This window comes from Aeromonas sp. s5 (assembly GCF_040907865.1).
GTDB classification, from domain to species: Bacteria; Pseudomonadota; Gammaproteobacteria; order Enterobacterales; family Aeromonadaceae; genus Aeromonas; species Aeromonas dhakensis.
On sequence record NZ_JBFOCO010000021.1, the window covers coordinates 22,235 to 46,404 of the forward strand.

Annotated in this window: 25 protein-coding genes and 1 rRNA gene; 13 read left to right on the plus strand and 13 right to left on the minus strand. The window is 62.7% G+C overall.

Translation table 11 applies throughout. From position 1 onward, the window contains the following. Window positions 1-233 precede the first annotated feature (233 nt). The 3 genes from AB5Y94_RS11675 to AB5Y94_RS11685 are packed head-to-tail and all read left to right on the plus strand — an operon-like array spanning window position 234 to window position 2,314. Complete coding sequence (locus tag AB5Y94_RS11675; RefSeq protein WP_005307534.1) at window positions 234-677, plus strand: PTS sugar transporter subunit IIA; 444 nt, start codon at window positions 234-236, stop codon at window positions 675-677. A gap of 32 nt (window positions 678-709) precedes the next feature. Continuing rightward, window positions 710-997, plus strand: coding sequence for a PTS sugar transporter subunit IIB (locus AB5Y94_RS11680; protein ID WP_005307531.1), 288 nt, complete (start codon window positions 710-712; stop codon window positions 995-997). A 60-nt stretch (window positions 998-1,057) separates the two neighbouring features. Continuing rightward, window positions 1,058-2,314: a PTS ascorbate transporter subunit IIC gene (locus AB5Y94_RS11685; RefSeq protein WP_017783654.1), complete on the plus strand. Its 1,257-nt coding sequence runs from the start codon at window positions 1,058-1,060 to the stop codon at window positions 2,312-2,314. A 65-nt stretch (window positions 2,315-2,379) separates the two neighbouring features. On the opposite strand, the gene waaA is transcribed toward AB5Y94_RS11685, so the two are convergent. Together waaA and waaF are read right to left on the minus strand one after the other, a co-directional pair. Further along, complete coding sequence (waaA, locus tag AB5Y94_RS11690; RefSeq protein WP_368205557.1) at window positions 2,380-3,645, minus strand: lipid IV(A) 3-deoxy-D-manno-octulosonic acid transferase; 1,266 nt, start codon at window positions 3,643-3,645, stop codon at window positions 2,380-2,382. 1 nt (window position 3,646) lies between these two features. Further along, the gene (gene waaF, locus AB5Y94_RS11695) at window positions 3,647-4,756 is read right to left on the minus strand and encodes a lipopolysaccharide heptosyltransferase II (RefSeq protein ID WP_017783652.1); all 1,110 of its coding nucleotides are present in this window, start codon (window positions 4,754-4,756) and stop codon (window positions 3,647-3,649) included. 241 nt (window positions 4,757-4,997) lie between these two features. Between waaF and AB5Y94_RS11700 the strand changes: the two genes are divergently transcribed. Then, a complete protein-coding gene (locus AB5Y94_RS11700) occupies window positions 4,998-5,786 on the plus strand; it encodes a glycosyltransferase family 2 protein (RefSeq protein WP_201972085.1) in 789 nt (262 codons plus the stop codon). An 88-nt stretch (window positions 5,787-5,874) separates the two neighbouring features. Here the strand turns inward: AB5Y94_RS11700 and AB5Y94_RS11705 are convergent, their stop codons facing one another. Further along, on the minus strand, window positions 5,875-6,918 hold the full coding sequence (locus AB5Y94_RS11705; RefSeq protein WP_368205558.1) for a glycosyltransferase family 9 protein: 1,044 nt from the start codon (window positions 6,916-6,918) through the stop codon (window positions 5,875-5,877). 222 nt (window positions 6,919-7,140) lie between these two features. Here AB5Y94_RS11705 and coaD point away from each other — a divergent pair, with 222 nt between their 5' ends. Further along, window positions 7,141-7,623, plus strand: a complete 483-nt coding sequence (gene coaD, locus AB5Y94_RS11710; RefSeq protein ID WP_017780816.1) for a pantetheine-phosphate adenylyltransferase — start codon at window positions 7,141-7,143, stop codon at window positions 7,621-7,623. A 54-nt stretch (window positions 7,624-7,677) separates the two neighbouring features. Here coaD and AB5Y94_RS11715 read toward each other — a convergent pair whose 3' ends face one another. The 6 genes from AB5Y94_RS11715 to radC form a co-directional block, all read right to left on the minus strand. Then, window positions 7,678-8,559: a VirK/YbjX family protein gene (locus AB5Y94_RS11715; protein ID WP_324055116.1), complete on the minus strand. Its 882-nt coding sequence runs from the start codon at window positions 8,557-8,559 to the stop codon at window positions 7,678-7,680. A 178-nt stretch (window positions 8,560-8,737) separates the two neighbouring features. Then, on the minus strand, window positions 8,738-9,550 hold the full coding sequence (mutM, locus tag AB5Y94_RS11720; RefSeq protein WP_017766502.1) for a bifunctional DNA-formamidopyrimidine glycosylase/DNA-(apurinic or apyrimidinic site) lyase: 813 nt from the start codon (window positions 9,548-9,550) through the stop codon (window positions 8,738-8,740). A gap of 30 nt (window positions 9,551-9,580) precedes the next feature. Continuing rightward, complete coding sequence (locus AB5Y94_RS11725) at window positions 9,581-10,036, minus strand: hypothetical protein (RefSeq protein WP_368205559.1); 456 nt, start codon at window positions 10,034-10,036, stop codon at window positions 9,581-9,583. A 93-nt stretch (window positions 10,037-10,129) separates the two neighbouring features. Next, the gene (gene rpmG, locus AB5Y94_RS11730) at window positions 10,130-10,297 is read right to left on the minus strand and encodes a 50S ribosomal protein L33 (RefSeq protein WP_005307500.1); all 168 of its coding nucleotides are present in this window, start codon (window positions 10,295-10,297) and stop codon (window positions 10,130-10,132) included. An 11-nt stretch (window positions 10,298-10,308) separates the two neighbouring features. Then, a complete protein-coding gene (gene rpmB, locus AB5Y94_RS11735; RefSeq protein WP_005307492.1) occupies window positions 10,309-10,545 on the minus strand; it encodes a 50S ribosomal protein L28 in 237 nt (78 codons plus the stop codon). A gap of 136 nt (window positions 10,546-10,681) precedes the next feature. Further along, a complete protein-coding gene (gene radC / locus AB5Y94_RS11740; RefSeq protein WP_005307485.1) occupies window positions 10,682-11,356 on the minus strand; it encodes a DNA repair protein RadC in 675 nt (224 codons plus the stop codon). 147 nt (window positions 11,357-11,503) lie between these two features. Here radC and coaBC point away from each other — a divergent pair, with 147 nt between their 5' ends. From coaBC to AB5Y94_RS11760, 4 genes are all read left to right on the plus strand, one after another. Next, on the plus strand, window positions 11,504-12,706 hold the full coding sequence (gene coaBC, locus AB5Y94_RS11745; RefSeq protein WP_368205560.1) for a bifunctional phosphopantothenoylcysteine decarboxylase/phosphopantothenate--cysteine ligase CoaBC: 1,203 nt from the start codon (window positions 11,504-11,506) through the stop codon (window positions 12,704-12,706). Window positions 12,707-12,746: 40 nt separating this feature from the next. Continuing rightward, the gene (gene dut / locus AB5Y94_RS11750; protein ID WP_005307478.1) at window positions 12,747-13,205 is read left to right on the plus strand and encodes a dUTP diphosphatase; all 459 of its coding nucleotides are present in this window, start codon (window positions 12,747-12,749) and stop codon (window positions 13,203-13,205) included. Window positions 13,206-13,273: 68 nt separating this feature from the next. Beyond that, window positions 13,274-13,870 (plus strand): nucleoid occlusion factor SlmA, encoded by a 597-nt coding sequence (gene slmA / locus AB5Y94_RS11755; protein ID WP_005307475.1) that lies wholly within the window; start codon window positions 13,274-13,276, stop codon window positions 13,868-13,870. Window positions 13,871-14,070: 200 nt separating this feature from the next. Further along, window positions 14,071-14,907 (plus strand): mechanosensitive ion channel domain-containing protein, encoded by an 837-nt coding sequence (locus AB5Y94_RS11760; protein WP_368205561.1) that lies wholly within the window; start codon window positions 14,071-14,073, stop codon window positions 14,905-14,907. Window positions 14,908-15,046: 139 nt separating this feature from the next. On the opposite strand, the gene AB5Y94_RS11765 is transcribed toward AB5Y94_RS11760, so the two are convergent. Next, the gene (locus AB5Y94_RS11765; protein ID WP_005307469.1) at window positions 15,047-15,235 is read right to left on the minus strand and encodes a holin; all 189 of its coding nucleotides are present in this window, start codon (window positions 15,233-15,235) and stop codon (window positions 15,047-15,049) included. Window positions 15,236-15,666: 431 nt separating this feature from the next. On the opposite strand from AB5Y94_RS11765, the gene pgi reads away from it, so the two are divergent. Next, window positions 15,667-17,316, plus strand: coding sequence for a glucose-6-phosphate isomerase (pgi, locus tag AB5Y94_RS11770; protein ID WP_226009187.1), 1,650 nt, complete (start codon window positions 15,667-15,669; stop codon window positions 17,314-17,316). A 156-nt stretch (window positions 17,317-17,472) separates the two neighbouring features. On the opposite strand, the gene ilvC is transcribed toward pgi, so the two are convergent. Beyond that, window positions 17,473-18,954 (minus strand): ketol-acid reductoisomerase, encoded by a 1,482-nt coding sequence (gene ilvC / locus AB5Y94_RS11775; protein WP_226009188.1) that lies wholly within the window; start codon window positions 18,952-18,954, stop codon window positions 17,473-17,475. Between the two features lie 201 nt (window positions 18,955-19,155). Between ilvC and ilvY the strand changes: the two genes are divergently transcribed. Continuing rightward, window positions 19,156-20,049, plus strand: coding sequence for an HTH-type transcriptional activator IlvY (gene ilvY / locus AB5Y94_RS11780; RefSeq protein ID WP_010635531.1), 894 nt, complete (start codon window positions 19,156-19,158; stop codon window positions 20,047-20,049). Here the strand turns inward: ilvY and AB5Y94_RS11785 are convergent. Next, entirely contained in the window at window positions 20,038-20,910 is an 873-nt protein-coding gene (locus AB5Y94_RS11785) for a hypothetical protein (protein ID WP_368205562.1), read from the minus strand. The genes ilvY and AB5Y94_RS11785 overlap by 12 nt on opposite strands. A 171-nt stretch (window positions 20,911-21,081) precedes the next feature. Between AB5Y94_RS11785 and AB5Y94_RS11790 the strand changes: the two genes are divergently transcribed. Together AB5Y94_RS11790 and AB5Y94_RS11795 are read left to right on the plus strand one after the other, a co-directional pair. Next, entirely contained in the window at window positions 21,082-21,273 is a 192-nt protein-coding gene (locus tag AB5Y94_RS11790; protein WP_124250627.1) for a hypothetical protein, read from the plus strand. Window positions 21,274-21,345: 72 nt separating this feature from the next. Continuing rightward, a complete protein-coding gene (locus AB5Y94_RS11795) occupies window positions 21,346-23,937 on the plus strand; it encodes a bifunctional acetate--CoA ligase family protein/GNAT family N-acetyltransferase (protein ID WP_258120034.1) in 2,592 nt (863 codons plus the stop codon). 56 nt (window positions 23,938-23,993) lie between these two features. Here AB5Y94_RS11795 and rrf read toward each other — a convergent pair. Beyond that, window positions 23,994-24,108, minus strand: a 5S ribosomal RNA gene (gene rrf, locus AB5Y94_RS11800). Window positions 24,109-24,170: the final 62 nt, after the last annotated feature.

Below are 24,170 nucleotides of genomic sequence, written 5' to 3' on the forward strand. Positions count from 1 at the left end.
ACGGGTGCTCACTTTAAGGCAAAAGCGCGGCACTGACTATTTGCTCAAACCGGATTTTACCCCCTTTGAGGCCGACAAGGGGCAGGATGAATCCCTTCTGTGAGAGAAATGATAGCGCTATCACAGTTCGATGTTAGCGCTATCTGGTAGCGCTAACTTTCGCGATCAGGCTCACAGTTATCAGCCGGCAAGATCGCTAGATTGGCGCCATCTTATCCAGCCCGGACACTGCCATGCTGACCCAATTGCTGACCGAGGAGGTCATTTCCATCGAAGCGGGCGCCCGCGACTGGCGTCACGCCATCGAGCTGGCCACCGCCCCCCTGCTGGCCAACGGCACCATAGAGCCATCCTATGTGGCGGCGCTCTATCGCTCCCACGAAGAGCTCGGCCCCTACTACGTGCTGGGCCCGGGCCTGGCCATGCCCCACGCCCGCCCGGAAGACGGCGTCAACCGGCTGGGACTGGCGCTGACCGTGCTGAAGGAGGGGGTCAACTTCGGCTCCGAGGGCAACGACCCGGTCCGGCTGCTGGTAACCCTGGCCGCCAGCGACAGCAACTCCCACGTGGAGACCATCGCCCAGCTGGCCGAGCTGTTCATGAATGAAGAAGACGTGGCGGCCATCATGGCGGCCACCAGCAAAGACGACATCTTGCGCATCCTGGCGCGTTATTGAGTGGCGCCCTGCGCCCGATAGAGGAAGAGAACATGAAGATTCTGGTTGTATGCGGACACGGCCTGGGTACCAGCCTGATGATGGAGATGAGCATCAAGAGCATTCTCAAGGAGCTGGCCGTGACGGCCGAGGTGGATCACCGGGATCTCGCTTCCGCCGGCAGCGAGAGCGCCGAGATCTTTGTCGCCACCCGCGACATCGCCGAACAGCTGATCAGCATGGGGGTCGACGGCCGGCTGGTATCCCTGGACAACATGGTCGACAAGGCCGCCATGAAAGAAAAACTCGCCATCGCCCTGCGCGAGCTGGGCGCACTCTAACCCCTTTGCGACTGTCTGGGCGGCCGGTGAGCCGCCGCTTCCATCTGCTTGGAGCTGACCATGGAATTTTTCAATTTTCTGATGTTTGACGTGCTGTCGGAGCCGGCCGTGCTGGTTGGCCTGATCGCCCTCATCGGCCTGATCGCCCAGAAGAAACCGGTGACCGAGTGCATCAAGGGCACGGTCAAGACCATCATGGGCTTCGTCATCCTGGGGGCCGGCGCCACCCTGGTGGTGAACTCGCTGGGTGACTTCGCCACCATTTTCCAGCATGCCTTCGGCATCAAGGGGGTCGTCCCCAACAACGAGGCCATCGTCTCCATCGCCCAGCAGTCGTTCGGCAAGGAGATGGCGATGATCATGTTCTTCGCCATGCTGGTGAACATCCTGATCGCCCGGCTCACCCCGTGGAAATTCATCTTCCTGACCGGTCACCACACCCTGTTCATGTCGATGATGGTGGCGGCCATCCTCTCCGCCGGCGGTATGAGCGGCATCCCGCTCATCGCGGTGGGCAGCCTGGTGGTCGGCGTGACCATGGTGCTGTTCCCGGCCCTCGCCCACCCCTACATGAAGCAGATCACCGGCTCCGACGATGTGGCACTCGGCCACTTCTCCACCTGCTCCTACGTGCTGGCCGGCTGGATCGGCGCCAAATTCGGCAACAAGGCCCACAGCAGCGAAGAGGTGCAAGTGCCCAAGAGCCTGCTGTTCCTGCGCGATACCCCGGTGGCCATCTCCTTCACCATGGGCATCATCTTCCTTATCACCTCTCTGTTTGCCGGTGCGGATTACGTATCGGAAGTCGCCAAGGGCAAGCACTGGTTCATGTTCTCCCTGATGCAGTCCATCACCTTCGCCGCCGGTGTCTACGTGATCCTGCAGGGGGTGCGGATGGTCATCGCCGAAATCGTGCCGGCCTTCAAGGGGATCTCCGACAAGCTGGTGCCCAACGCCAAGCCGGCGCTGGACTGCCCCATCGTCTTCCCCTATGCCCCTAATGCGGTGTTGATCGGCTTCCTGTCGAGCTTTGCCGCCGGTCTGGTGGGCATGGTGCTGCTCTACCTGCTGGGGCTCACCGTCATCATTCCAGGCGTCGTGCCGCACTTCTTCGTCGGCGCGGCGGCCGGGGTGTTCGGCAATGCCACCGGCGGCCGTCGCGGCGCTCTGCTCGGGGCCTTCGCCAACGGCCTGCTGATCACCTTCCTGCCGGTGTTCCTGCTGCCGGTGCTGGGGGATCTCGGCTTTGCCAACACCACCTTCAGCGATGCCGACTTCGGCGTGGTGGGGATCCTGCTTGGCCTTATCATGCGCTGAGCCGGTCTCTGAAATGCAAAACGGAGCGCGAAGCGCTCCGTTTTTTTATGCCCACCACTCCCGACTCAGTCGTTCTCCAGGCTGGCGAGGCAGTGAGACAGGGTGCGCGCCAGCGCTCCCTGGTTGCGCAGCACCACGGCGCGAGCCTGCTCGCCCATCTCCCGGCGCCGGCCCTCGTCGGCCAGCAGCGCGCTCACCTGCTCCCCCAGCTCGGCGGCATCGGCCACCACGGCGGCGCCACCCTGGGCCACCAGCTGGCGGGTGATGTCGCTGAAGTTGAAGTAGGCGGGGCCGCTTAGGCAGGGTTTGCCGAGCGCAGCAGGCTCCAGCAGGTTGTGGCCGCCCACCTTGACCAGGCTGCCGCCGACGAAGGCCACGTCGGCCGCCGCCAGCATCAGCGGCAGCTCGCCCATGGTATCCCCCAGGTAGACCTTGTCGCGCTCGCCCACCGCACTGCCCGCCGTGCGCCGCACGCAGCCGTAGGGGGCGCACAGCGCTGCCACCCGCTCGAACCGCTCGGGGTGGCGCGGCACCAGAATGAGCAGCGCAGCGGGATGACGTTTGAGCAACAGATCAAAGGCGGCCAGCACCTGTTCGTCCTCTCCCTGATGGGTGCTGGCGGCAATCCAGACCGGCCGCTCCGCCCCCAGCAGCTGGCGCAGGGCACGACCTTTGGTCTGTACCTGCTCATCGAGCTGGATGTCGAACTTGATGGAGCCGGTCACCGCCAGCCGCTCACGCCCCAACCCCAGCCGATGGAAGCGATCCGCATCGTCCTGGTGCTGGCAGAGCAGGTGGGTCAGCGGCCGGCTGAGGGCATCGAAGGCACCCTGAAAACGGGCGTAACGCCGGCAGGATCGCTCCGAGAGGCGGGCATTGATGATGGTCACCGGCAGGTGGCGCGCCTCGCAGGCGGCCAGCCAGTTCGGCCACAGTTCGGTTTCCATCACCCAGAGCGCGCGCGGTTTGACGGCCTTGAGAAACGCCGCCACCGCCCAAGGGTAGTCGAGCGGCGCGTAGCGGTGCTCCACCAGATCCCCCAACCTGGCGGCCTGCTCGGCGCCGGTACGGGTGGTGGTGGTGAGCAGGATCGGCAAGAAGGGCCGCTCGGCCTTGAGGGCGCGGATTAAGGGGCTGATGGCCAGCGTCTCCCCCACGCTCACCGCATGGATCCAGAGCGGCGCCTCCTGCCCGGTGGCGGGCGTTAGCCCCAGGTGCTCGCTCCAGCGCTTGCCAAAACCTGGTTTGCCCCTCTTCGGCTTGTAGAGCGCCAGCAATGCCAGCGGCAGCCCCAGGTGGATCAGCAGGTTGTAGAGCAGCCGATAGCCCATGCTAGTGCGGCTCCCTGCGCTTGCCCGGCTCGGCGACAAAACGGGGCGGTTCGCCGGGCGCCAGCGGCGGGGCCGGCGTCTCGCTGCACTCCAGCCGGCGGCCGGCCTCGATGACCTGCTCCGGCATCAGCTCGATCAGGCACTTGAGGTGACCGAACTTGCAGGTGCGCTTGAAGCAGGGGCGGCACTCGATGTCGGTGTGGACGATCTCGACCCGGTCCGCCAGCGGCGGGGTGTAGAGCGGCGAGGTGGAGCCATAGACCCCGATCAGCGGCCGGTTGAGGGCGGCGGCGACGTGCATCAGGCCGGAGTCGTTGGCGATCACCCGCCCGGCCAGCGCCATCAGGTCGATCGCCTCGTACAGGCTGGTCTTGCCCGCCAGCACGTGGCAGTTGGGGCGCGACAGCGGGTTGATCCGGTCGCGGATGGTGTTGGCCACCACCGCGTCCTTGCCGGAGCCGAAGATCCACACCTGCCAGCCCTCGTCGAGGTGCTTTTGTGCCACCACTGCGTAGTGGCCCTCCGGCCAGCGCTTGGCCGGGCCGAACTCGGCCCCCGGGCAGAGCACCAGCACCGGACGGGCGCGATCCAGCCCGAGCCGCGCCAGCGCCTTCTCCTGATTGACGAGATCGACGTTGAGGGCCGGCTGGGGAATGGTCGGGATGTCGGCCCGGCTCTTCATCTGCGACTTGGGATAGGCCAGTGCCAGGTAGGCCTCCACCATCAGCGGAAAAGCGGACTTGTTGCTGCGCATGTCGTTGAGCAGACCGAAGCGGTGCTCGCCCTTCCAGCCGGTGCGCACCGGGATGCGGGCAAACCAGGGGATCAGCGCCGACTTCATGGAGTTGGGCTGGATGATGGCCTGATCGTACTTTTCGGCCGCCAGCTGCTTGCCGAGCCGACGGCGGGCTCCCAGCTTGAAGTCGCCGTGGCCGAGCGGCATCGGGATGGCCTTGTCCACCTCCGGCATCCGCTCCAGCAGGGCACCACACCAGGCGGGCGCCATCACGTGCAGCTCGCTGTCGGGGTGGTTGGCCTTGATCGCCTTGTAGAGGCTCTGGGACATCACCATGTCGCCGACCCAGGAGGGGCCGATCACCAATATTTTCATCTCGCACTTCTCCAGGGCCACGCCCTGCGGTTAATCGTTGCTGGCCGAGATTATGCCCGAAGAATGGCCCGAGAAATAACAGAAGATCCCGCTGCCATGCATCCTGGCGCCAAAAAACAACCCATTTGAAACCGACAAGTATCCCGCCGCCGGAACCATGCTCCGCCTGCCGTTTTAGGCTAGAATGGGCGCCAATTTGAGCATGGCCCGCCAGTCGGGCGCCAACAAGAGCCTTTAATCCGTGAACAAACCGACTCTGGCGGCTGTCCTTATCGTCAAGAATGAAGCCGAAAACCTGCGCCCCTGCCTCGCCTCCCTCGACGGGCTGGTCGACGAGATCGTCATCATGGACTCCGGCAGCCAGGACGAGACCCCGGCCATCGCCGCCGAATTCGGCGCCCGCTTCTTCGTCAACCCGGTGTGGCCGGGCTTCGGCCGCCAGCGCCGGCTCGCCCAGTCCCACGTGCAATCCGACTGGGTGCTGTGGCTGGATGCGGACGAGCGGCTCACCCCCGAGCTGAAAGCCGCCATCGCCGCCGTCATGGCCAATCCGGCCAGCGACACCATCTACTCGATCCCGCGCCTCTCCTGGGTATTCGGCCGCTTCATCCGCCACAGCGGCTGGTATCCGGACCGGGTGCTGCGCCTCTATCCCAAGGCGCTCACCAGCTACAACGAGGTGCTGGTGCACGAGAAGGTGGAGGTGCGCGCCAACATGAAGATCGTCAACCTGCACGGCGACCTGCTCCACTTCACTTATCGGGATCTGGAGCACTATCTGGTCAAATCCGCCGGCTATGCCCGCGCCTGGGCCGATCAGCGCACCGCTCGCGGCAAGAAGGGCTCTCTCGGCCAGGGGCTGGTGCACGCGCTGGGCTGCTTCCTCAAGATGTACCTGCTCAAGGCCGGCTTCCTCGACGGCAAGCAGGGGCTCCTGCTGGCCATACTGTCGGCTCACTCCACCTTCGTGAAGTACGCCGACCTCTGGATCCGCCAGCAGCCGCAGGCACCGGGGCAGGCTGACAAGTAAACCGCCGCAGACGGGCGCTGCCAGCGAGCAGCCCCCCATACGAGACAGGGCCCTTGAAGGGCCCTGTCTGCATTTGCGCTATCCGCTATCACTGCTCGCTGCGCCAGAACGGCGGTGCCCAGCGGGCGATCGCCGCCGCCATGGTCTTGGGATCGAGCTGGCTCATGTCTTCCGGGTGATCGCTGTCTTCCGGCGGGCTGAACGCCAGGTGGCGCCCCTCGCTGTTGAGCGGACGCCAGCGCAGCGGCGTCGCCGAGCGGTGCGCCGGGAAGAAGCCGATGGTGGGCACATCCAGCGCCGCGGCGATGTGCAGCGGCCCGGTACTGCCCGCCACGAACAGGGCGGCGTTGGCCATCACCTGGCAGAACTTGGGCAGCCCCTCCTCGGAGCGGTAGATCCAGCCGTTGCCGCCGTGGGCCAGCAGCTCGGCCGCCAGCTGTTCGGCGATCTTCTCCTCCCCCGGCCCTGCAGTCAGGATGCACTGCAGCTCGGGACAGGCCTGGTTGAGCTTGATGATGAGGCGGGCGTACTGCTCGATGGAGAGGTTGTTGGCCGAGCCGCCGCTGCCGGCATGCACCATCAGCCAGGGGCGACCGGCATCGAGCCGCAGGCGGGCGGCAACCTGCTCGCGCACCTGTTGCAGGCTCTCGGCATCGAAGCTGAGGTAGGGGCCCTGCGGCTCCACCGCGCTCACCTGCTGGTCGGCAAGGAAACGGCGCACCAGATCCAGGTTGTATTCGTACTCCGGCTTCTGGGAGCTGGAGCGGCGCTGGATCAGGCGCTGGTTGTAGAGCACCTGGGCCAGCTTGGTGGCCGGCGCCAGCCGGTAGGGAATGTGCGCCTTCCACACCAGCATGGCGTTGCGGGAGTTGGAGAAGAGGCAGATGGAGGCATCGAAGGCGGCCGCCTTGATGCGTGCCTGCAAGGCACGTTGTTGTTCCTTGTCGGCCCGTGAGCCCGGATCCAGGATGATCTCGTCAATCCAAGGGCAGAGGCGGGCCAGCGGCGCCGTGTAGGCGGGAACCAGGGCAGTCACATGACACTCCATGGAGCGCTTGAGCATGGCAAAACTCGGCCAGGCCAGCATGAAGTCACCAATCTTGTCATTGCGGACTACCAGAATACGTTTCATAAAAAATCCCTTTGCTCCCTGTCACCAACGCAAGGAGGCTTGATGCGCGATGCGGTATTCTTGCCTGATGTATCGCTATTCTCAAGCGAAGACGCCCGTCGGTGCTGATTTGACGCGGCAAAGCCACCATCGGGGCGCCAAAACTCGCCCCAAGGCGGTCGCGCCAATCCCCCAACAGACCCTATAATGCGACCAAATTTCCCGGTTGCAGGAATCAGCAGCATGACCAACAAGGTAATCTATCCCGGCACCTTCGATCCCGTCACCAACGGCCACACCGATCTCATCGGCCGGGCCGCCAGACTGTTTGACCAGGTGGTGGTCGGGGTGGCCAACAGCCCGAGCAAGCGGCCGCTGTTCGATCTGGACGAGCGGGTTCAGCTGGCCCGCCAGGTAACCGCCCACCTTCCCAACGTCAAGGTGGTCGGCTTCTCCGGCCTGCTGGTGGATTTCGCCAGGGAGCAGCAGGCCAACGTGCTGATCCGCGGTCTGCGCGCCGTCTCCGACTTCGAATACGAGTTTCAGCTGGCCAACATGAATCGCCGCCTGATGCCGGAGCTGGAGAGCGTGTTCCTCACCCCGGCCGAGGAGAACTCCTTCATCTCCTCCACCCTGGTGAAGGAGGTGGCCCTGCACGGCGGCGACATCCGCCAGTTCGTCGACCCCATAGTGGCAGCCGCCATCAAGGCCAAACAGACCAAGTAACAACGAAACAGGCTACCCGAGGGTAGCCTGTTTGCTGCTGGGGGCCTGTGCGACTCAGCCCGCCAGACGCGGGCCCAGCAGCTGCTGGCCTGCCTGGGTCAGCTGATCGAGCCACTCGTAGCGGCGCCGGTACATGGCCCGCTTCTTGGAGGCGATCTCCTCCAGCGGTTTGCGCTGGGCGGGCTGCAGCCGCACGAAGTTGGCGTCCAGATCGGTGGCACCGAACTCCTGCCACAGCTCGTCATAGTCCGCCTGCAGACAGGCCTTCTTCTTCTTGCTGTAGCGCCGGGCCTGATAGATGTGAGCCTTCATCCGCACCGCCGAGATATGCTCGGCCTGCATCGCCTCGGCCAGCTGCATCACCAGCATCACCACCAGCGACTTGGGCCGCAGACCGTGGCCCTCCTTGGTCAGCGCACGCACCTTGTCCTGCGCCTGCTCGATGCAGGGCTCCGGCCCTTGTACCGAACCGATCACTACCGCCAGCCGGTTGGGGGTGCCGGCCAGCGAGAAGGCGCAGCTGTAGAGCCGCTTGCCCTGCGGGTCGACGATGGAGAGGGCCAGCTCCGCCTCGCGGCGGAAGGTGCCGTCGTGGCGCAGCACGATGCGGCAGCCGCTCTCGGGATAACGGCCAAGTTCGATGCCATCCCCCAGATAGAGCGGGTCGATCAGATCCGGGTAGCGAGCCAGCATCAGCCGGTAGTGGTTTTCCAGCATCTCGGCCCGCTCGGTCGCGGTGGAGCCGGCGAAGCGATAGGGTCGCATCGGCTTGTCGAGCAGCTCGGGATAATGGGCAGGCAGGGCCTTGAGCGGTTCGGCCTGGAACAGCTCGAACACCCGGCTCAGCTGCTGCCGATAGAGCAGACTGCGCAGCACGAACTTGGCGCGATTGAAGGTCTTGCGGGCACTGTCATCGGGATAGAGGAAGCGCGCCATTTTTTGGGCACAATAGTGCCCCTGCCGGGACAAATGGTCCCAGTCTATTGATTTAGCTGTCATTTTATTGTCTCAAACCGCCTGAACGGCCGAGATAGTAGTGACGGGCGAGCAAATATTCAACAGACTGGAAATACTCTCTTACAACTTGGCCGTTTCAGGCCGAAAAAACCGCGATTCAGCGCTGACAGTGGGAGCAGAACACGGTCGTGCGCTGCCCAAGCCGGATTTCGCTGAGCAGGGTGTGGCAGTGAAAACAGGGCTGGCCACCCCGCCCGTACACCTGCAACTGCTGCACGAAATAACCCGGTTTGCCGTCCGCACTGGTGAAATCCTTGAGGGTGGTGCCGCCCTGCCGAATCGCCTCGGCCAGCACCCGCTTTATCTCCCCGACCAGGGTGCCCAGCCGCTCGGCGCTGATATTGCCCGCCGCCCGCTTGGGATGAATGCCGGCGGCATAGAGCGCCTCGTTGGCGTAGATGTTGCCCACCCCGACCACCACCTGGTTGTCCATCAGGAAGGTCTTGATGGCGGTACTGCGCCCCTTGGCACGCTCACGCAGGTAATCGGCGTTGAAGGCGTCGGTGAGCGGCTCAGGCCCCAGCTTGGCCAGCAGCGCATGCGCCTCGGCCGGCTCGCGGGTCCACAGCAGGGCGCCGAAGCGGCGCGGATCGTTGAGCCGCAGCAGCTTGCCGTTCTCGAGCTCGATATCCACGTGATCGTGCTTCTCGGCAGGGGTGCCGATGTCCAGCACCCGCAGGCTGCCCGACATGCCCAGATGGAGGATGGCGGTACCGAAGTCGGTTTCCAGCAGCAGGTACTTGGCGCGGCGGCTGACCCGGTGGATGGTGAGGTCCACCAGCTCCTGGATCTCCCCCGGCACCGGCCAGCGCAGGCGGCCGTCCCGTACCACCACCCGGGTGACCTTGATGCCGGCAAGCCAGGGCGAGATGCCCTGGCGGCTGACTTCGACTTCCGGTAATTCAGGCATGGGATCCTCGTGCTGACGCTGAAAAATGGGTTAGGGTGCGGGACGCAGCAGGCTGCGGTACTGCTCCTGGCTCAGGCTGAGCCAGGTCGAGGGGGGCAGCAGGGCGGCAAACTTGCCGTCATCCTGATAGAGCCCCACCTCGATGGGGTCGCTCTGGCCGGCGACCCAGATCTTGAGGGTAACCGGATTGCCGCGCACGGCTTCACCGGGTGGCAGCAGCCAACCCTGCCAGGCCTCGATGTGCGCCGCCAGCTGGGTACTGTCGAGCCCCAGATCCGGCCCGCTGCGCCAGCCCTGTCCGATGCGCTCTATCTGCCAGCTCGGCCCCTGCCAGGTGAGCACCACGGCGCTCTCCGGCAACAGCGGACGCGCCCGCTTGGCGGTGTTTTCCTGCTGGGCGATCTCCAGCCGGTGCAACAGGGTGATCACGATCAGCACCACCACAATGATCACGTTGTTCCAGCCTCTGCGGCTCAATTTGAACATGGCAAGCCTCCCTTCGAACCGGCAGTGTACTGAATTCCAGCCATAAAAAAACCCGGCACAGGGCCGGGTTTTTGGGAATGCAGCATCAAGTAATTACTTGATTTTGCCTTCCTTGTAGATCACATGCTGACGAACAACGGGATCAAACTTTTTGATTTCCATTTTTTCGGGCATGGTGCGCTTGTTTTTGGTAGTGGTATAGAAGTGACCAGTACCGGCGCTGGAGTTCAGGCGAATCTTCTCGCGAATACCTTTAGCCATGATCTAATTCCTTATACCTTAACACCGCTGGCGCGCAGTTCAGCCAGAACCACTTCAACGCCACGCTTGTCGATGATACGCATGCCTTTTGCGGATACGCGCAGGCTTACGAAGCGTTTTTCACTCTCAACCCAGAAACGGTGAGTGTGCAGGTTCGGCAGGAAACGACGCTTGGTAGCGTTGTTAGCGTGCGAACGGTTGTTACCAACTGCCGGGCGCTTGCCGGTTACTTGGCATACTCTAGACATGTCAGTCTCTCCAAATCTTACTTCATTGCTCGAGCAAATATCTGCCCCGCTGGCCTTCGATTGCGGGGCAAACAGAAGGCGGCATTTTATACAGCATCCGTGATCAAAGATCAACTAATACGGCGCCAGAGCACAGTCATAACCAACCGCGCTCGGCGAAAGAAACCGTGATGCCATCACCGATCACCAAGTGATCCAGCACTCTGATATCGATCAGGGCCAGGGCGGCCGTGATCCGATCCGTGATCTGGCGGTCGGCCCTACTGGGCTCGGCGACGCCGGACGGGTGATTATGCGCCAGAATCACGGCGGCTGCATTATGTTTGAGTGCGATCTGCACGATTTCTCTGGGCCAGACGCTCGCCGAGTCGAGGGTGCCGTAAAAAAGTTCAACGAATTGAATCACTCTGTGCTGATTGTCGAGCAGCAGCAGGGCAAACACCTCCCGCGGTCGATCCCGCAGCTGGGCCTGCAGATAGTCCCGGGTCAGCTGGGGCGAGGTGAGCGCATCCCCCCGTTGCAGCTGCTGCGCCAGATGACGTTTGCCCATCTCCAGCACCGCCTGCAGCTGGGCATATTTGGCTGGGCCCAGGCCATGCGCCTCGCAGAAGGCACGTCGGTCCGCCCCCAGCAGATTGCGCAGCGATCCGAACTGATTCAACAGGTTGCGGGAGAGATCGACCGCACTCAAGCCACTGACCCCGGTGCGCAGGAAGATCGCCAGCAGCTCGGCATCAGACAAGCCGCCAGGGCCGTGACGCAGCAGCTTCTCACGGGGTCGTTCATCCTCTGGCCACTCCTTGATGCTCATTTGTCTCTCCTTTGCACTATTGAGAGAAAACATAGCAAAGAAATCACGGGAGCCCGGCCACAAGACCCCCATGTCAGCCTCTGTCGTCGACTGCTGCCTGTGGTATCTTAGCCGACCAGTCAGAGTGAGCCGGAAGAGAAACAGCAGATGAGATTGGCCGATAAACGCATCCTGTTGGGTGTCAGTGGCGGGATCGCCGCCTACAAGAGTGCCGAGCTGGTACGCCGCCTGAAAGATCAGGGCGCCGAGGTACGGGTGGTGATGACCCGCTCCGCCAAGGAGTTCATCACCCCGCTGACCCTGCAGGCCGTCTCCGGTCACCCGGTGGCCGACAGTCTGCTGGACCCGGCCGCCGAGGCGGGCATGGGCCACATCGAGCTGGCCAAGTGGGCCGATCTGGTACTGATCGCCCCCGCCAGCGCCAATCTGATGGCCCGCATGGCCGCCGGCATGGCCGACGAGCTGCTCACCACCCTCTGCCTGGCCACCCCGGCACCGGTGGCGCTGGCGCCGGCCATGAACCAGCAGATGTACCTCAACGCCGCCACTCAGGCCAACCTCAAGACCCTCGCCAGCCGCGGCATCCTGCTGTGGGGGCCGGATTCCGGCAGCCAAGCGTGCGGTGACGTGGGCCCGGGCCGGATGCTGGATCCCCTCGAGCTGGTAGAGCGTTGCTGCCAGCAGCTCGCCGCCGAGCCGCTGCTGGCCGGCGTCAGACTGCTGCTGACCGCAGGGCCGACCCGTGAAGCACTCGATCCGGTGCGCTACATCAGCAACCACAGCTCAGGCAAGATGGGCTATGCCATCGCCCGCGCCGCCCGTGAAGCGGGTGCCGAGGTGACACTGGTGAGCGGCCCGGTGGCACTGGCCACCCCGGCCGGCGTCACCCGCGTCGACGTCGAGAGCGCCGAGCAGATGCATCAGGCGGTCATGAGCCGGGTCGGCGAGAGCGACCTCTTCATCGGCTGCGCCGCCGTCGCCGATTATCGCCCCGCCCAGGTGGCCGAGCAGAAGATCAAGAAGACCGGCGACAACGACCAGATGCAGCTGACCCTGGTCAAAAACCCCGACATCATCGCCGCCGTGGGGGCCTTGTCAGACAAACCCTTCACCGTCGGATTTGCCGCAGAAACCGTGGATGTGGAACAATACGCCCTCGACAAACTGCAGCGTAAGCGGCTGGACATGATCGCCGCCAACGACGTATCCCGTGCGGGCCAGGGCTTCAATGCCGATGACAACGCCCTCACCGTGTTCTGGCAAGGGGGTCAAGCCCCTCTGCCCCTGACCGATAAGCTGACGCTGGCTCGTCACCTGATTGCCCTGATTGCACGCCATTACCGGCGCTGAGCCAGTCAATCGACCACCTCCACTCCAATAAAAACGATTTATGACAACACAAATTGAACTGAAGATTCTGGATGCCCGCATCGGCACCGATTATCCGCTGCCTGCCTACGCCACACCGGGCTCCGCCGGCATGGATCTGCGCGCCCTGCTGGATGCCCCGCTGACGCTGGCCCCGGGTGATACCACCCTGGTACCGACCGGGCTGGCCATCCACATCCAGGATCCGGGCCTGTGCGCCACCATCCTGCCCCGCTCCGGCCTCGGCCATAAACACGGCATCGTGCTGGGCAACCTGGTGGGCCTCATCGATTCCGACTACCAGGGCCAGCTGATGGTCTCGGTATGGAACCGCGGCAAAGAGGCGTTCACCATGCAGCCTGGCGAGCGCATCGCCCAGCTGGTGATCATGCCGGTGGTTCAGGCCAGCTTCCAACTGGTCGATGAGTTCAATCAGAGCGAACGAGGTGAAGGCGGTTTTGGTTCTTCTGGTCGCCAATAACAGACCACACCGGCCCGAGCGGCGGTGCCTAATAACAGAATCAGGCCATTGTTTTTTTAGGGGAATCCATGGCAAGCAGTAATCAGAAACAGAGTCGGCGCGATCAGATCCTGCAGGCGCTCGCCCACATGCTGGAGACCAGCCCAGGCCAGCGCATCACCACGGCCCGTCTGGCGGCCGAGGTGGGGGTCTCCGAGGCAGCCCTCTATCGACATTTTCCCAGCAAGGCGCGGATGTTCGAGGGGCTGATCGACTTTATCGAAGATTCCCTGCTGTCACGGGTCAACCTGATCATGGCCGAAGAGAAGGACACCATGAGCCGCTGCCACCACATACTGCAGCTGCTGCTGGTTTTCGCCGAGCGCAATCCCGGTATCACCCGCATCCTCAACGGCGACGCCCTGCTGGGCGAGCACGACCGGCTGCGGGATCGCATCAGCATCCTGTTCGACAAGCTTGAGACCCAGATCAAGCAGGTGCTGCGGGAAAAACGGCTGCGCGAAGGCCAGGGCTTCCAGCTCGACGAAACCATGCTGGCCAACCTGCTGCTGGCCTACACCGAAGGGCGCATCAGCCAGTTCGTCCGCTCCGAGTTCAAAATCAAACCCACCGCCGGGTTTGAAGATCAGTGGCAGTTTATCCGCAGCCAGCTGCTGCAGAGCTGAGCAGTACGCCCGGCGACAATGCATTCGCAATCAGCCGCGGCAACGCCGCACCAGGTGAGTTGCTGTAAAGAGGGAGGCCTTGGCCTCCCTTGTTTTTTGTGGCACAAAAGAGGCGGTGAGCACCAGATGCGACCCGGACTGTCGCATGCCAATGTTAGATTCATGCGTCATAAACCTTTTATCGCCTGACAGGACACCCTATGGAACCCGAAATCATTACCGAAGCGCAGACCTGGCTGGTCAACAACCAGGGCCTGCTGATCGAGTATGCCGTCAACATCGCGGCCGCCCTGCTCACCCTGCTGGTCGGCTACATCGCCGCCAACCTCATCAGCGGCGCCGTGGTCAAGGTGATGCAGTCCCGCAAGCTGGACACCACTGTCACCCACTTCGTCGGCAGCATCCTCAAGTACGCCATCCTGGTGTTCGTGGTGATCGCCGCGCTGGGCCGGGTCGGGGTGCAGACCGCCTCCTTCGTCGCCATTATCGGTGCCGCCGGTCTGGCCATCGGTCTGGCGCTGCAGGGCTCGCTCTCCAACTTCGCCGCCGGCTTCCTGCTGATCATCTTCCGCCCCATCAAGGCAGGCGAGTTCATCGAGGTGGCCGGCACCAATGGCGTGGTGCAATCCGTTCAGCTGTTCACCACCACCCTCACCTCAGGTGACAACAAGATGGTGGTGGTGCCCAACTCCGCCATCCTCAACGGCACTATCGTCAACTACTCGCGCATGGATACCCGCCGCGTCGACATGACCTTCGGCATCGGCTACGGCTCGGATCTCCGCAAGGCCAAGCAGATCCTGGAGCGGCTGGTGAACGAAGAGCCGCTCATCCTCAAGGAGCCGGCAGCCACCATCGCCGTCGCCGCGCTGGCCGACTCCTCGGTCAACATAGTCGTGCGCCCCTGGGTCAAGACCGGCGACTACTGGGGAGTCTGGTTCGACTTCCACGAGAAGGTGAAGCTCACCTTCGATGCCGAAGGCATCGAGATCCCCTTCCCGCAGATGGTCATGCACATGCAAAAGCCGCAGGCGTAAACGCGGTTTTGCAGCCACCCACAATGCCAGCCTTCGGGCTGGCATTGTCGTCTCTGGCCTCGGCAGGGGCGAACACGACCATAAAAAAAGCCGGCCACAATGGGCCGGACTTTGTTTTCAGCATTCCGGTGGCGTCGGCTTACACCAGCCGACGTGCCACCCGGTTGAGCAGCGGTTGCACCAGCACATATCCCCCCAGCACGGCACCGATCACCGCCAGTACCCGCAGCGGCAAGGTAGGGGCCGCACTGGTCAGCACCAGGGTCAACAGGCCGATGAGGCCGGTGGCGATCAGGCTAAGGGCAAACAGGGACAACACAGCTTTCATAGCGATCTCCTCACTCCAGACAGTAGCCATCCCTGGGAGATCTCGTCCATGCGACACCCATGCTAGCCATCTTGGGCCGCCGACAATTTGCGCCTGCGCATGAAATGAGCGAAAAGGCGCCTATCGAATACTCTTTTGGCTGCCATGCCAGGTTGCCACCCCGCTCGCAGCATGCCCCCGCCCTGAAAGCCCTTTCAGCGGCGGCAAGCCCGACCAAGTATGCGCAAACGCAAGATCCGGCTGCCATGAGTGACTCATAATCGCAGCGTTTTGGTTGTAAACTCGGTCGATGGCAGACAATTGGTAAAGCTCTGTTACACGGGCCGCACCATGGGCTCGGTATAATGGGCCCGGTATAGTGCTCGAATAATAAGGTTTGGCGGGAGCCTTGCCTGCAAGGTTCATACACAACTTGGAAGACTGATAATCCTATGAAAAACATCAATCCAACCCAGACCCAGGCCTGGCAGGCACTGGAAGCCCACTTTGCAGCGAACAAAGAGACCCGGCTCAAGGATCTGTTCGCCCAGGATCCCCAGCGTTTCGACAAATTCTCCCTCACCTTCGGCGGCGACATCCTGGTCGACTACTCCAAGAACCTGATCACCGAAGAAACCCTCAAGTTGCTGGTTGATCTAGCCAAAGAGACCGATCTTCGCAGCGCGATCGACGCCATGTTCAATGGCGACAAGATCAACATGACCGAAGGCCGCTCGGTACTGCACGTGGCCCTGCGCAACCGCTCCGACCGCCCCATTGAGAGCGACGGCAAGGACGTGATGCCGGAAGTAAACGCCGTGCTGGCCAAGATGAAGGGCTTCTGCGAGAAGATCATCAGCGGCGAATGGAAAGGCTACACCGGCAAGGCGATCCAGCACGTGGTCAACATCGGCATCGGTGGCTCTGATCTGGGCCCTGTGATGATCACCGAGGCACTGCGTCCCTACAAAAACCACCTGCAGATGCACTTCGTCTCCAACGTCGATGGCACCCACATTGCCGAGACTCTCAAAGAGATTGATGCGGAAACCACCCTGTTCCTGGTGGCCTCCAAGACCTTCACCACTCAGGAGACCATGACCAACGCCCTGACCGCCCGCGACTGGTTCATCAAGATCGCTGGTGACAAGGCCCACGTTGCCAAGCACTTCGCTGCGCTCTCCACCAACGGCAAGGCCGTGGCCGAGTTCGGCATCGACACCAACAACATGTTCGAGTTCTGGGACTGGGTTGGCGGCCGCTACTCCTCCTGGTCAGCCATCGGCATGCCCATCGCCCTGTCCGTCGGTTTCGACAACTTCGAAGCTCTGCTGCAAGGCGCCTTCGAGATGGACATGCACTTCGCCACTGCCTCCTATGAGCAGAACGTGCCGGTGCTGCTGGCACTGATCGGCCTGTGGTACAACAACTTCCATGGTGCCGAGTCCGAAGCCATTCTGCCGTACGATCAGTACATGCACCGCTTCCCTGCCTACTTCCAGCAGGGCAACATGGAGTCCAACGGCAAGTACGTGGATCGCAACGGCAAGCCGGTTGACTACCAGACCGGCCCCATCATCTGGGGTGAGCCTGGCACCAACGGCCAGCACGCCTTCTACCAGCTGATTCACCAGGGCACCAAGCTGATCCCCTGTGACTTCCTGGCCCCGGCCATCAGCCACAACCCGATCGGTGACCACCACCCGAAACTGCTGGCCAACTTCTTCGCCCAGACCGAGGCGCTGGCCTTCGGCAAGAGCAAGGAGCAGGTCGAAGCCGAGTTCCTGGCCGCCGGCAAGACGCTGGAGCAGGTCAAGGATCTGGTGCCGTTCAAGGTGTTCGAAGGCAACCGCCCGACCAACTCCATCCTGTTCAAGAGCCTGACCCCGAAAACCCTGGGTGCTCTGATCGCCATGTACGAGCACAAGATCTTCGTACAGGGCGCAATCTGGAACATCTTCAGCTTCGACCAGTGGGGCGTGGAGCTGGGCAAACAGCTGGCCAACAAGATCCTGCCGGAGCTCAACACTGCCGAGGCTGTCACCAGCCACGACTGCTCCACCAACGGCCTGATCAACACCTGGAAAGCGTGGAAAGCCTGATTTAGCCAGCCTTTCTGAATGCAAAAGCCCCGCTCGATGAGCGGGGCTTTTTTATGGCTGTCGGGCTGGTTTTGCTGGCTGGCCGGTCGGGTGTCCAGCCCGACCGGCGACGGGGATCGTCACCCCCGCCCCCTTATCATCCTGCCCGATGCCGGCTTAACCGCCGACGGCGATGCGCTTCATGTCCTTCATGTAACCGCGCAGTACCTGGCCGATCGCTTCGATGGGGTGGTTGCGAGTCGCCTCGTTGGCCGCCAGCAGCGCCAGGTTGTCGACGCTCTGCACTTCCGCCTTGCTGGCACCCAGGTCGCCCGCTTTCAGGGTCGGCATGAAGTGCTCGCGCAGCAAGGGCACGGCGGCGTTGGCGAACAGGTAGTTGCCGTACTCGGCGGTGTCGGAGATGACCACGTTCATCTCGTACAGACGCTTGCGGGCAACGGTGTTGGCGATCAGCGGCAGCTCGTGCAGGGATTCGTAGTAGGCAGACTCCTCGTAGATACCGGAAGCCACCATGGTCTCGAACGCCAGCTCGACACCCGCCTTGACCATGGCCACCATCACCACGCCATTGTCGAAGTACTCCTGCTCGGCAATCTTGCCTGCAAAGACCGGGGCGTTTTCGAAGGCGGACTTGCCGGTCTCTTCGCGCCAGCCGAACAGCTTGGCGTCGTCTTCGGCCCAGTCGGCCATCATGCCGCGGGAGAACTCGCCGGCGATGATATCGTCCATGTGCTTCTCGAACAGCGGACGCATCAGGGTCTTGAGCTGCTCGGAGAGCTCAAAGGCGCGCAGCTTGGCCGGGTTGGACAGACGGTCCATCATCAGGCTGATGCCGCCCTGCTTGAGGGCTTCGGTGATGGTCTCCCAGCCGAACTGGATCAGCTTGCCGGCGTAGGCCGGGTCTGCGCCCTCGGCAACCAGCTTGTCGTAGCAGAGCAGGGAACCGGCCTGCAGCATGCCGCAGAGGATGGTCTGCTCGCCCATCAGGTCGGATTTCACTTCCGCCACGAAGGAGGATTCCAGCACGCCCGCACGGTCACCGCCGGTGGCAGAGGCCCACGCCTTGGCGATGGCCATGCCTTCACCCTTGGGATCGTTCTCCGGGTGAACGGCGATCAGGGTCGGTACGCCGAAACCGCGCTTGTACTCTTCACGCACTTCGGTACCCGGGCACTTGGGCGCCACCATCACGACCGTGATGTCGGAGCGGATCTGCTGACCCTCTTCCACCACGTTGAAGCCGTGGGAGTAGCCCAGTGCGGCGCCCTGCTTCATCAGCGGCATCACGGTTTTGACGACGTCGGAGTGCTGCTTGTCCGGAGTCAGGTTCAGTACCAGATCGGCGGTCGGGATCAGCTCTTCATAGGTGCCGACCGCGAAGCCGTTGTCGGTGGCCTTCTGCCAGGAGGCACGCTTCTCGGTGATGGCGGCCTTGCGCAGGGCATAGGAGATATCCAGCCCGGAGTCGCGCATGTTCAGGCCCTGGTTCAGACCCTGGGCACCACAGCCCACAATCACCACCTTCTTGCCCTTCAGCACGTTGCAGCCGTCCGCGAACTCTTCGCGCTGCATGAAACGACACTTGCCCAGCTGGGCCAACTGCTGACGCAGGTTCAAGGTGTTGAAATAGTTAGCCATGGTGATTGCTCCGTTCGATTGATTCCATGCCGGATGGCGGCGTTGTCGAAACCACTATAGCGCGGGACACTTATTGCCTGAACTGATATATTCGAAACAGTACGTTGCAATAATTGAAACGTTAACCCTTCATGATCACATGGCGGGGCTAACTATCCACAGCTGGATATCGGGCAGACATCCAGCGCCAGGAGCTGAAAGATGGACCTTCGCAATCTCGAACTGTTTCTCCACCTCGCCGACTCCCTCCATTTCGGCAAGAGCGCCGACGCCATGGCGGTCAGTCCCTCCACCCTGAGCCGCGCCATCCAGCGGCTGGAGCAGGAGACCGGCTGCGTGCTGTTCGAACGGGACAACCGCTCGGTGCGGCTCACTGTGGCGGGCGAGAAGCTGCGCGAGTTTGGTGGAGAACTGCTGCAGGAGTGGCGCCAGCTCAAGCAGGAGCTCAAGCGCAGCGACGAACCGCTGCAGGGTCGGCTGCGAGTGTTCTGCTCGGTCACCGCCAGCTACTTTCTGCTGCCCGAGGTGCTGGAGCGCTTTCGCCGCCGCTATCCCCAGCTGGAGATCAAACTGGAAACCGGCGACCCGGCGCTGGCGGTGGACAAGATCCTGGCCGACGAGGCTGATCTCGCCATCGCCGCCCGCCCCGATGCCCTCTCATCCAAGCTGGAGTTTGCCAGCCTGCAGCAGGTACCGCTGGTGTTCATCGCTCCTCGCACCGCACCGCAGCAGAACCAGTGGTTCTCCCAGGGCGAACCTGACTGGGAGCGGCTGCCGCTTATCCTCTCGGAGCAGGGGCTGGCCCGCAAACGCTGCGATCAGTGGCTGCGCAACAAGGGGATCGCCCCCAACATCTATGCGGAGGTGGCGGGCAACGAGGGGATTGTCGCCATGGTGGCGCTCGGCTTCGGCGTGGGACTGGTGCCGGCGGCAGTGATCGACCACAGCCCCATGGGTGAGAAGGTACGCATCGTCGAGCCCAAGCCGGCGCTCAAGCCATTCGATGTCGGCATCGCGGTGCTCAAGAAGCGGCTGGAAGAGCCGCTGATCCGCGCCTTCTGGGATACGGCGCGGGGTCAGGGATCACTGCGCTGACAAGGCGGGCAACACTGGTGCATAGATGAGCGAGGGATCCTGCATCATGGCGCGGCTGCCGGTCGGCAGATCCGGATTGCTCAGCTCCAGCATCACCCGCCGATCGAGCTGCAGCCGCCGGATGGTGCTGCCAAAACCCGCCTCGAATATCCGCTCATAGTCACCGGACTGGCGGACCCGCAGCAGCCCCAGCTCGATGCGCTTGGCCAGCTCCGGATACCTGGGTGAGACGAAAAACAGCAGCGCCAGCGGATAGCGAAACACCAGGTGGGGTTCGATGGCCAGATCCGGATGCTGTGTGAGCTCATCCTCGATCTCGATGACCGAGCGCAGGAAGCAGTCGAAGCGCCGTTTGCGCAGCATGTTGAACAGGGCCTCATAGAGACCGCCCACCACCACGTCGAGGCCGTTCTCCTTGAGCAGACGAGTATCAGGCCAGGATCTGTGCTGGCCGATGCGAAGCCCGGCCTGCTGCCAGTCGATCAGCGATCGTATGTTGGCGAACCGCCCCTCGTCCCCCTGCCGAACGAGGCACACCCGCCAGCCCAGCAACCCTTTTGCCAACGGAACATGAATGGCCAGCAGGGTGCGCTCGCGCTCCTCATCGGGCGCAAACACCCCGACCTGCACCAGTTCGCCCCCCTGCAACTCCTTGACCGCCCGACCCTGCTCCATCGGCGGGCTGGCAATCAGCCGATAAGGACCGTATTCGGGCACGGTCAGATCGAGGGAGAGTCGCAACAGACCAGCCACGGCGGGATTGGGGTGATCAAGCAGCAGATTCCAGGCCCTGATGGGGGTCTCGGTCGCCTGCGCGCTGCCAGCCAGCAGAATGACGCACCACAGCCAGCTCCTGATCATTGCACGCCTCCCCTTGTCACTTCCTCACTATAACCTCTCCTCCTCTACCGCCGGGCGCATGGCAGCACGGATATGTGAGCGACTCGATGTCAAATATGACAGTAGCTACGGCAAGGGGCAGATCAGAGACTAGACTGAACGTTCAACCTGAGTGGAAGAGGGAGTCCCGCCATGATGTCCAATCTGATCGAAATCAACAGCTCGCTGCTGTTCGACGAGTACCTGCAAAGCCTGGGGGTACCCTCAACCTTGCTGGATCAGGAACAGGACATCTATCTGCAGGAGCACCACCTGGCAGCGGTACGCCAGATCCAGGGTGAACTGAGGTTTTACCTCCGCGCCAACGCCCTCAGCAAGCAGTGATCCGCAGCCGGTCACAGAACCGGCGCTGAATGCATATTACACTGGCACCATCCGCCACCCACGGGAGTGCCCATGAAACCAAGCGGCCTGGATCGGCTCTTCAAACCCCAGTCAATCGCCGTCATCGGCGCCTCGACCGACCCGCAGAAGGCCGGTCACGTGGTCATAAGGCACCTGCTCGCCGGTCAGTTCAAGGGCCCCATCCTGCCGGTCAGCCCGCACAACAAGGCCATTGCCGGCGTGCTGGCCTATCCCGACATCGACAGCCTCCCCCTTGCCCCAGACCTCGCCATCGTCTGTACCCGGCGGGAACGGGTACTGACCCTCATCGAGGCGCTCGGCAAGCGGGGAGCGGGTGCCGCCATCATACTGGCGGCCGATTTCACCCCGACGGAGCGCGAACAACTGCAGCGACTGAGTCGGCAATACGGTATCCGCCTGCTCGGCCCCAACAGCATGGGGATGCTGTTGCCAGGCCAGGGCATCAATGCCAGCTTCTCACCGATTGCTGCCAAACCCGGTCAGGTCGCCTTTCTCTCCCAGTCGGCAGCCGTCAGCACCACCATTCTGGATTGGGCCAAACAGCATGAACTCGGCTTCTCGGCCTTCATCTCCCTTGGCGATCACTGCGACATCAACTTCGGCCAGCTGCTGGATCAGCTCTCCCGCGACAGCGTGACCCGCGCCATCCTGCTCTACATGGACAAGCTGCAGGATGCCCGCCATTTTCTCTCGGCCGCCCGTGCCGCCGCTCGCAACAAGCCCATCCTGGTGCTCAAGAGTGGCCGCCATGAACCGGACAACGGGCTCGACAATGTCTATGACGCCGCCATTCGTCGCGCCGGCATGCTGCGGGTACGGGATACCCACGAACTGTTTGCCGCCGTCGAGACCCTGAGTCACTCCCTGACCCTCAAGGGGGAGCGGCTCGCCATCATCTCCAATGGCCGTGGCCTGGCCAACATGGCGATCGACAAGTTGCTGGAGCGTGGCGGCAAGTTGGCGATGCCGCCCCGCGACATCGGCAGCGATGCCGACATCAATGACTATCAGCAGGCTCTCGACGACCTGCTGCAAGGGGACGAGGCTGACGCCATCCTGCTCATCCATGCCCCTTCACTCACCGCCCGCGGCGCCGCCTTGGCGCGAAGCCTGATCGACTACGTCAAGCAGCATCCCAGGGCCAGACGCTTCAATATCCTGACCAACTGGGCGGGGGAATATTCGGCCCAGGAGGGGCGTCGTCTATTCAGCGAGGCGGGATTCCCCACCTACCGCACCCCGGAGAGTGCGGTCGCCGCCTTCATGCATATGGTGGAGTACCGCCGTAACCAGAAGCAGCTGATGGAAACCCCTGCATCGCTGCAGGGTGACAGGCTCGACGTCGACCAGTGCCAACTGCTGATCCGGCAGGCGCTGGAACGCAAGCAGCTCACCCTCGACACCCATCTGGCACACCCCATTCTGCAGGCCGCAGGGCTCTCTACCCTGCCGACCTGGATCGTCTCCGATGCCATCGAGGCTACCCTGACCGCGGAGCAGATCGGCTATCCGGTCGCGGTCAAGCTGCGCTCGCCAGACATACTCCACAAGTCGGCCGTGCACGGCGTCATGCTCAACCTGCGCACCTCGGCCGAAGTCGCCCAGGCTGCGGACGCCATTCTGGATCGAGTCAGGCAACACGACCCCGGTGCCCGCATCGAAGGCCTGCTGGTACAGCGGATGGCACGGCGCAGCGGCGGTCTGGAGCTGCGGATCCGGCTGCAACAAGACCCGGTGTTTGGCCCTGTCATCCTGCTCGGTGAATCAGGGGCTGAACCGCAGGAGATGATGGCGGCCCTGCCGCCACTCAACCAGGCGCTGGCACGCTACCAGATCATAGGGGCGCTCAAGAGTCGCAAGATCCGTGAGCAGGCCAGTCCGGAGCGGCTCGATATCGATGCCCTCGGCCAGGTGCTGTGCCAACTGTCGGAGCTGCTGCTCGCCTTCCCCGAGATCCAGCAGCTGGATCTGCACCCGCTGCAGGCCTGCGGCGCCGAGATGGTGGTGCTGGACGCCAGCCTGACCCTGCAACCCCATGAAGAAGGCAGCTGCAGGCTGGCTATCCGTCCCTATCCCACCGAGCTGGAAGAGGGGGCCTGGCTCAAGGATCAGAGCCATGTGCTGCTGCGCCCCATCCGACCGGAGGATGAACCTGCCCACAAGCAATTTGTCCTCAAGGTATCGGATGAAGACAGGTACAAGCGCTTCTTCGCCGATGTGGGGGAGCTAGGGCACGAAGAGCTGGCCCGCATGACCCAGATCGATTACGACCGGGAGATGGCCTTTGTCGCCGTGGGACAGGATGGGGAACGAAAAGATCAGATTTTAGGGGTGGTTCGCGCCATTTCGACGCCGGATCTGAGCGATGCCGAGTTTGCCATTCTGGTACGGTCCGACCTGAAAGGGTTGGGGCTTGGCAAATTGATGATGGAGAAGATCGTGCGTTATGCCAGGGAGCGCGGCATTGGCCAGCTGTCGGGCATGACCATGCCCAGCAACCGCGGCATGATCAACCTGGCCAAACGGCTTGGTTTCAAGATCGATATCCAGCTGGAAGATGGGGTAGTCAACATGGAGCTGCCCTGTGCGGAGGGAATAGCACGGGAAATTGTGCTGAAATGACTGAATTTCAGGCAATAAAAAAGCCCGTTCAAATGAGCGGGCTTCTTCAATTGGGTGCCTGGCAGTGTCCTACTCTCGCATGGCGAATGCCACACTACCATCGGCGCTACAGCGTTTCACTTCTGAGTTCGGCATGGGGTCAGGTGGTTCCACTGCGCTATTGCCGCCAGGCAAAATCTTCAATCTGAAAAAGCTGATTTAGTTATTCGTTCTCGGTATCTGCTACAAGCCTT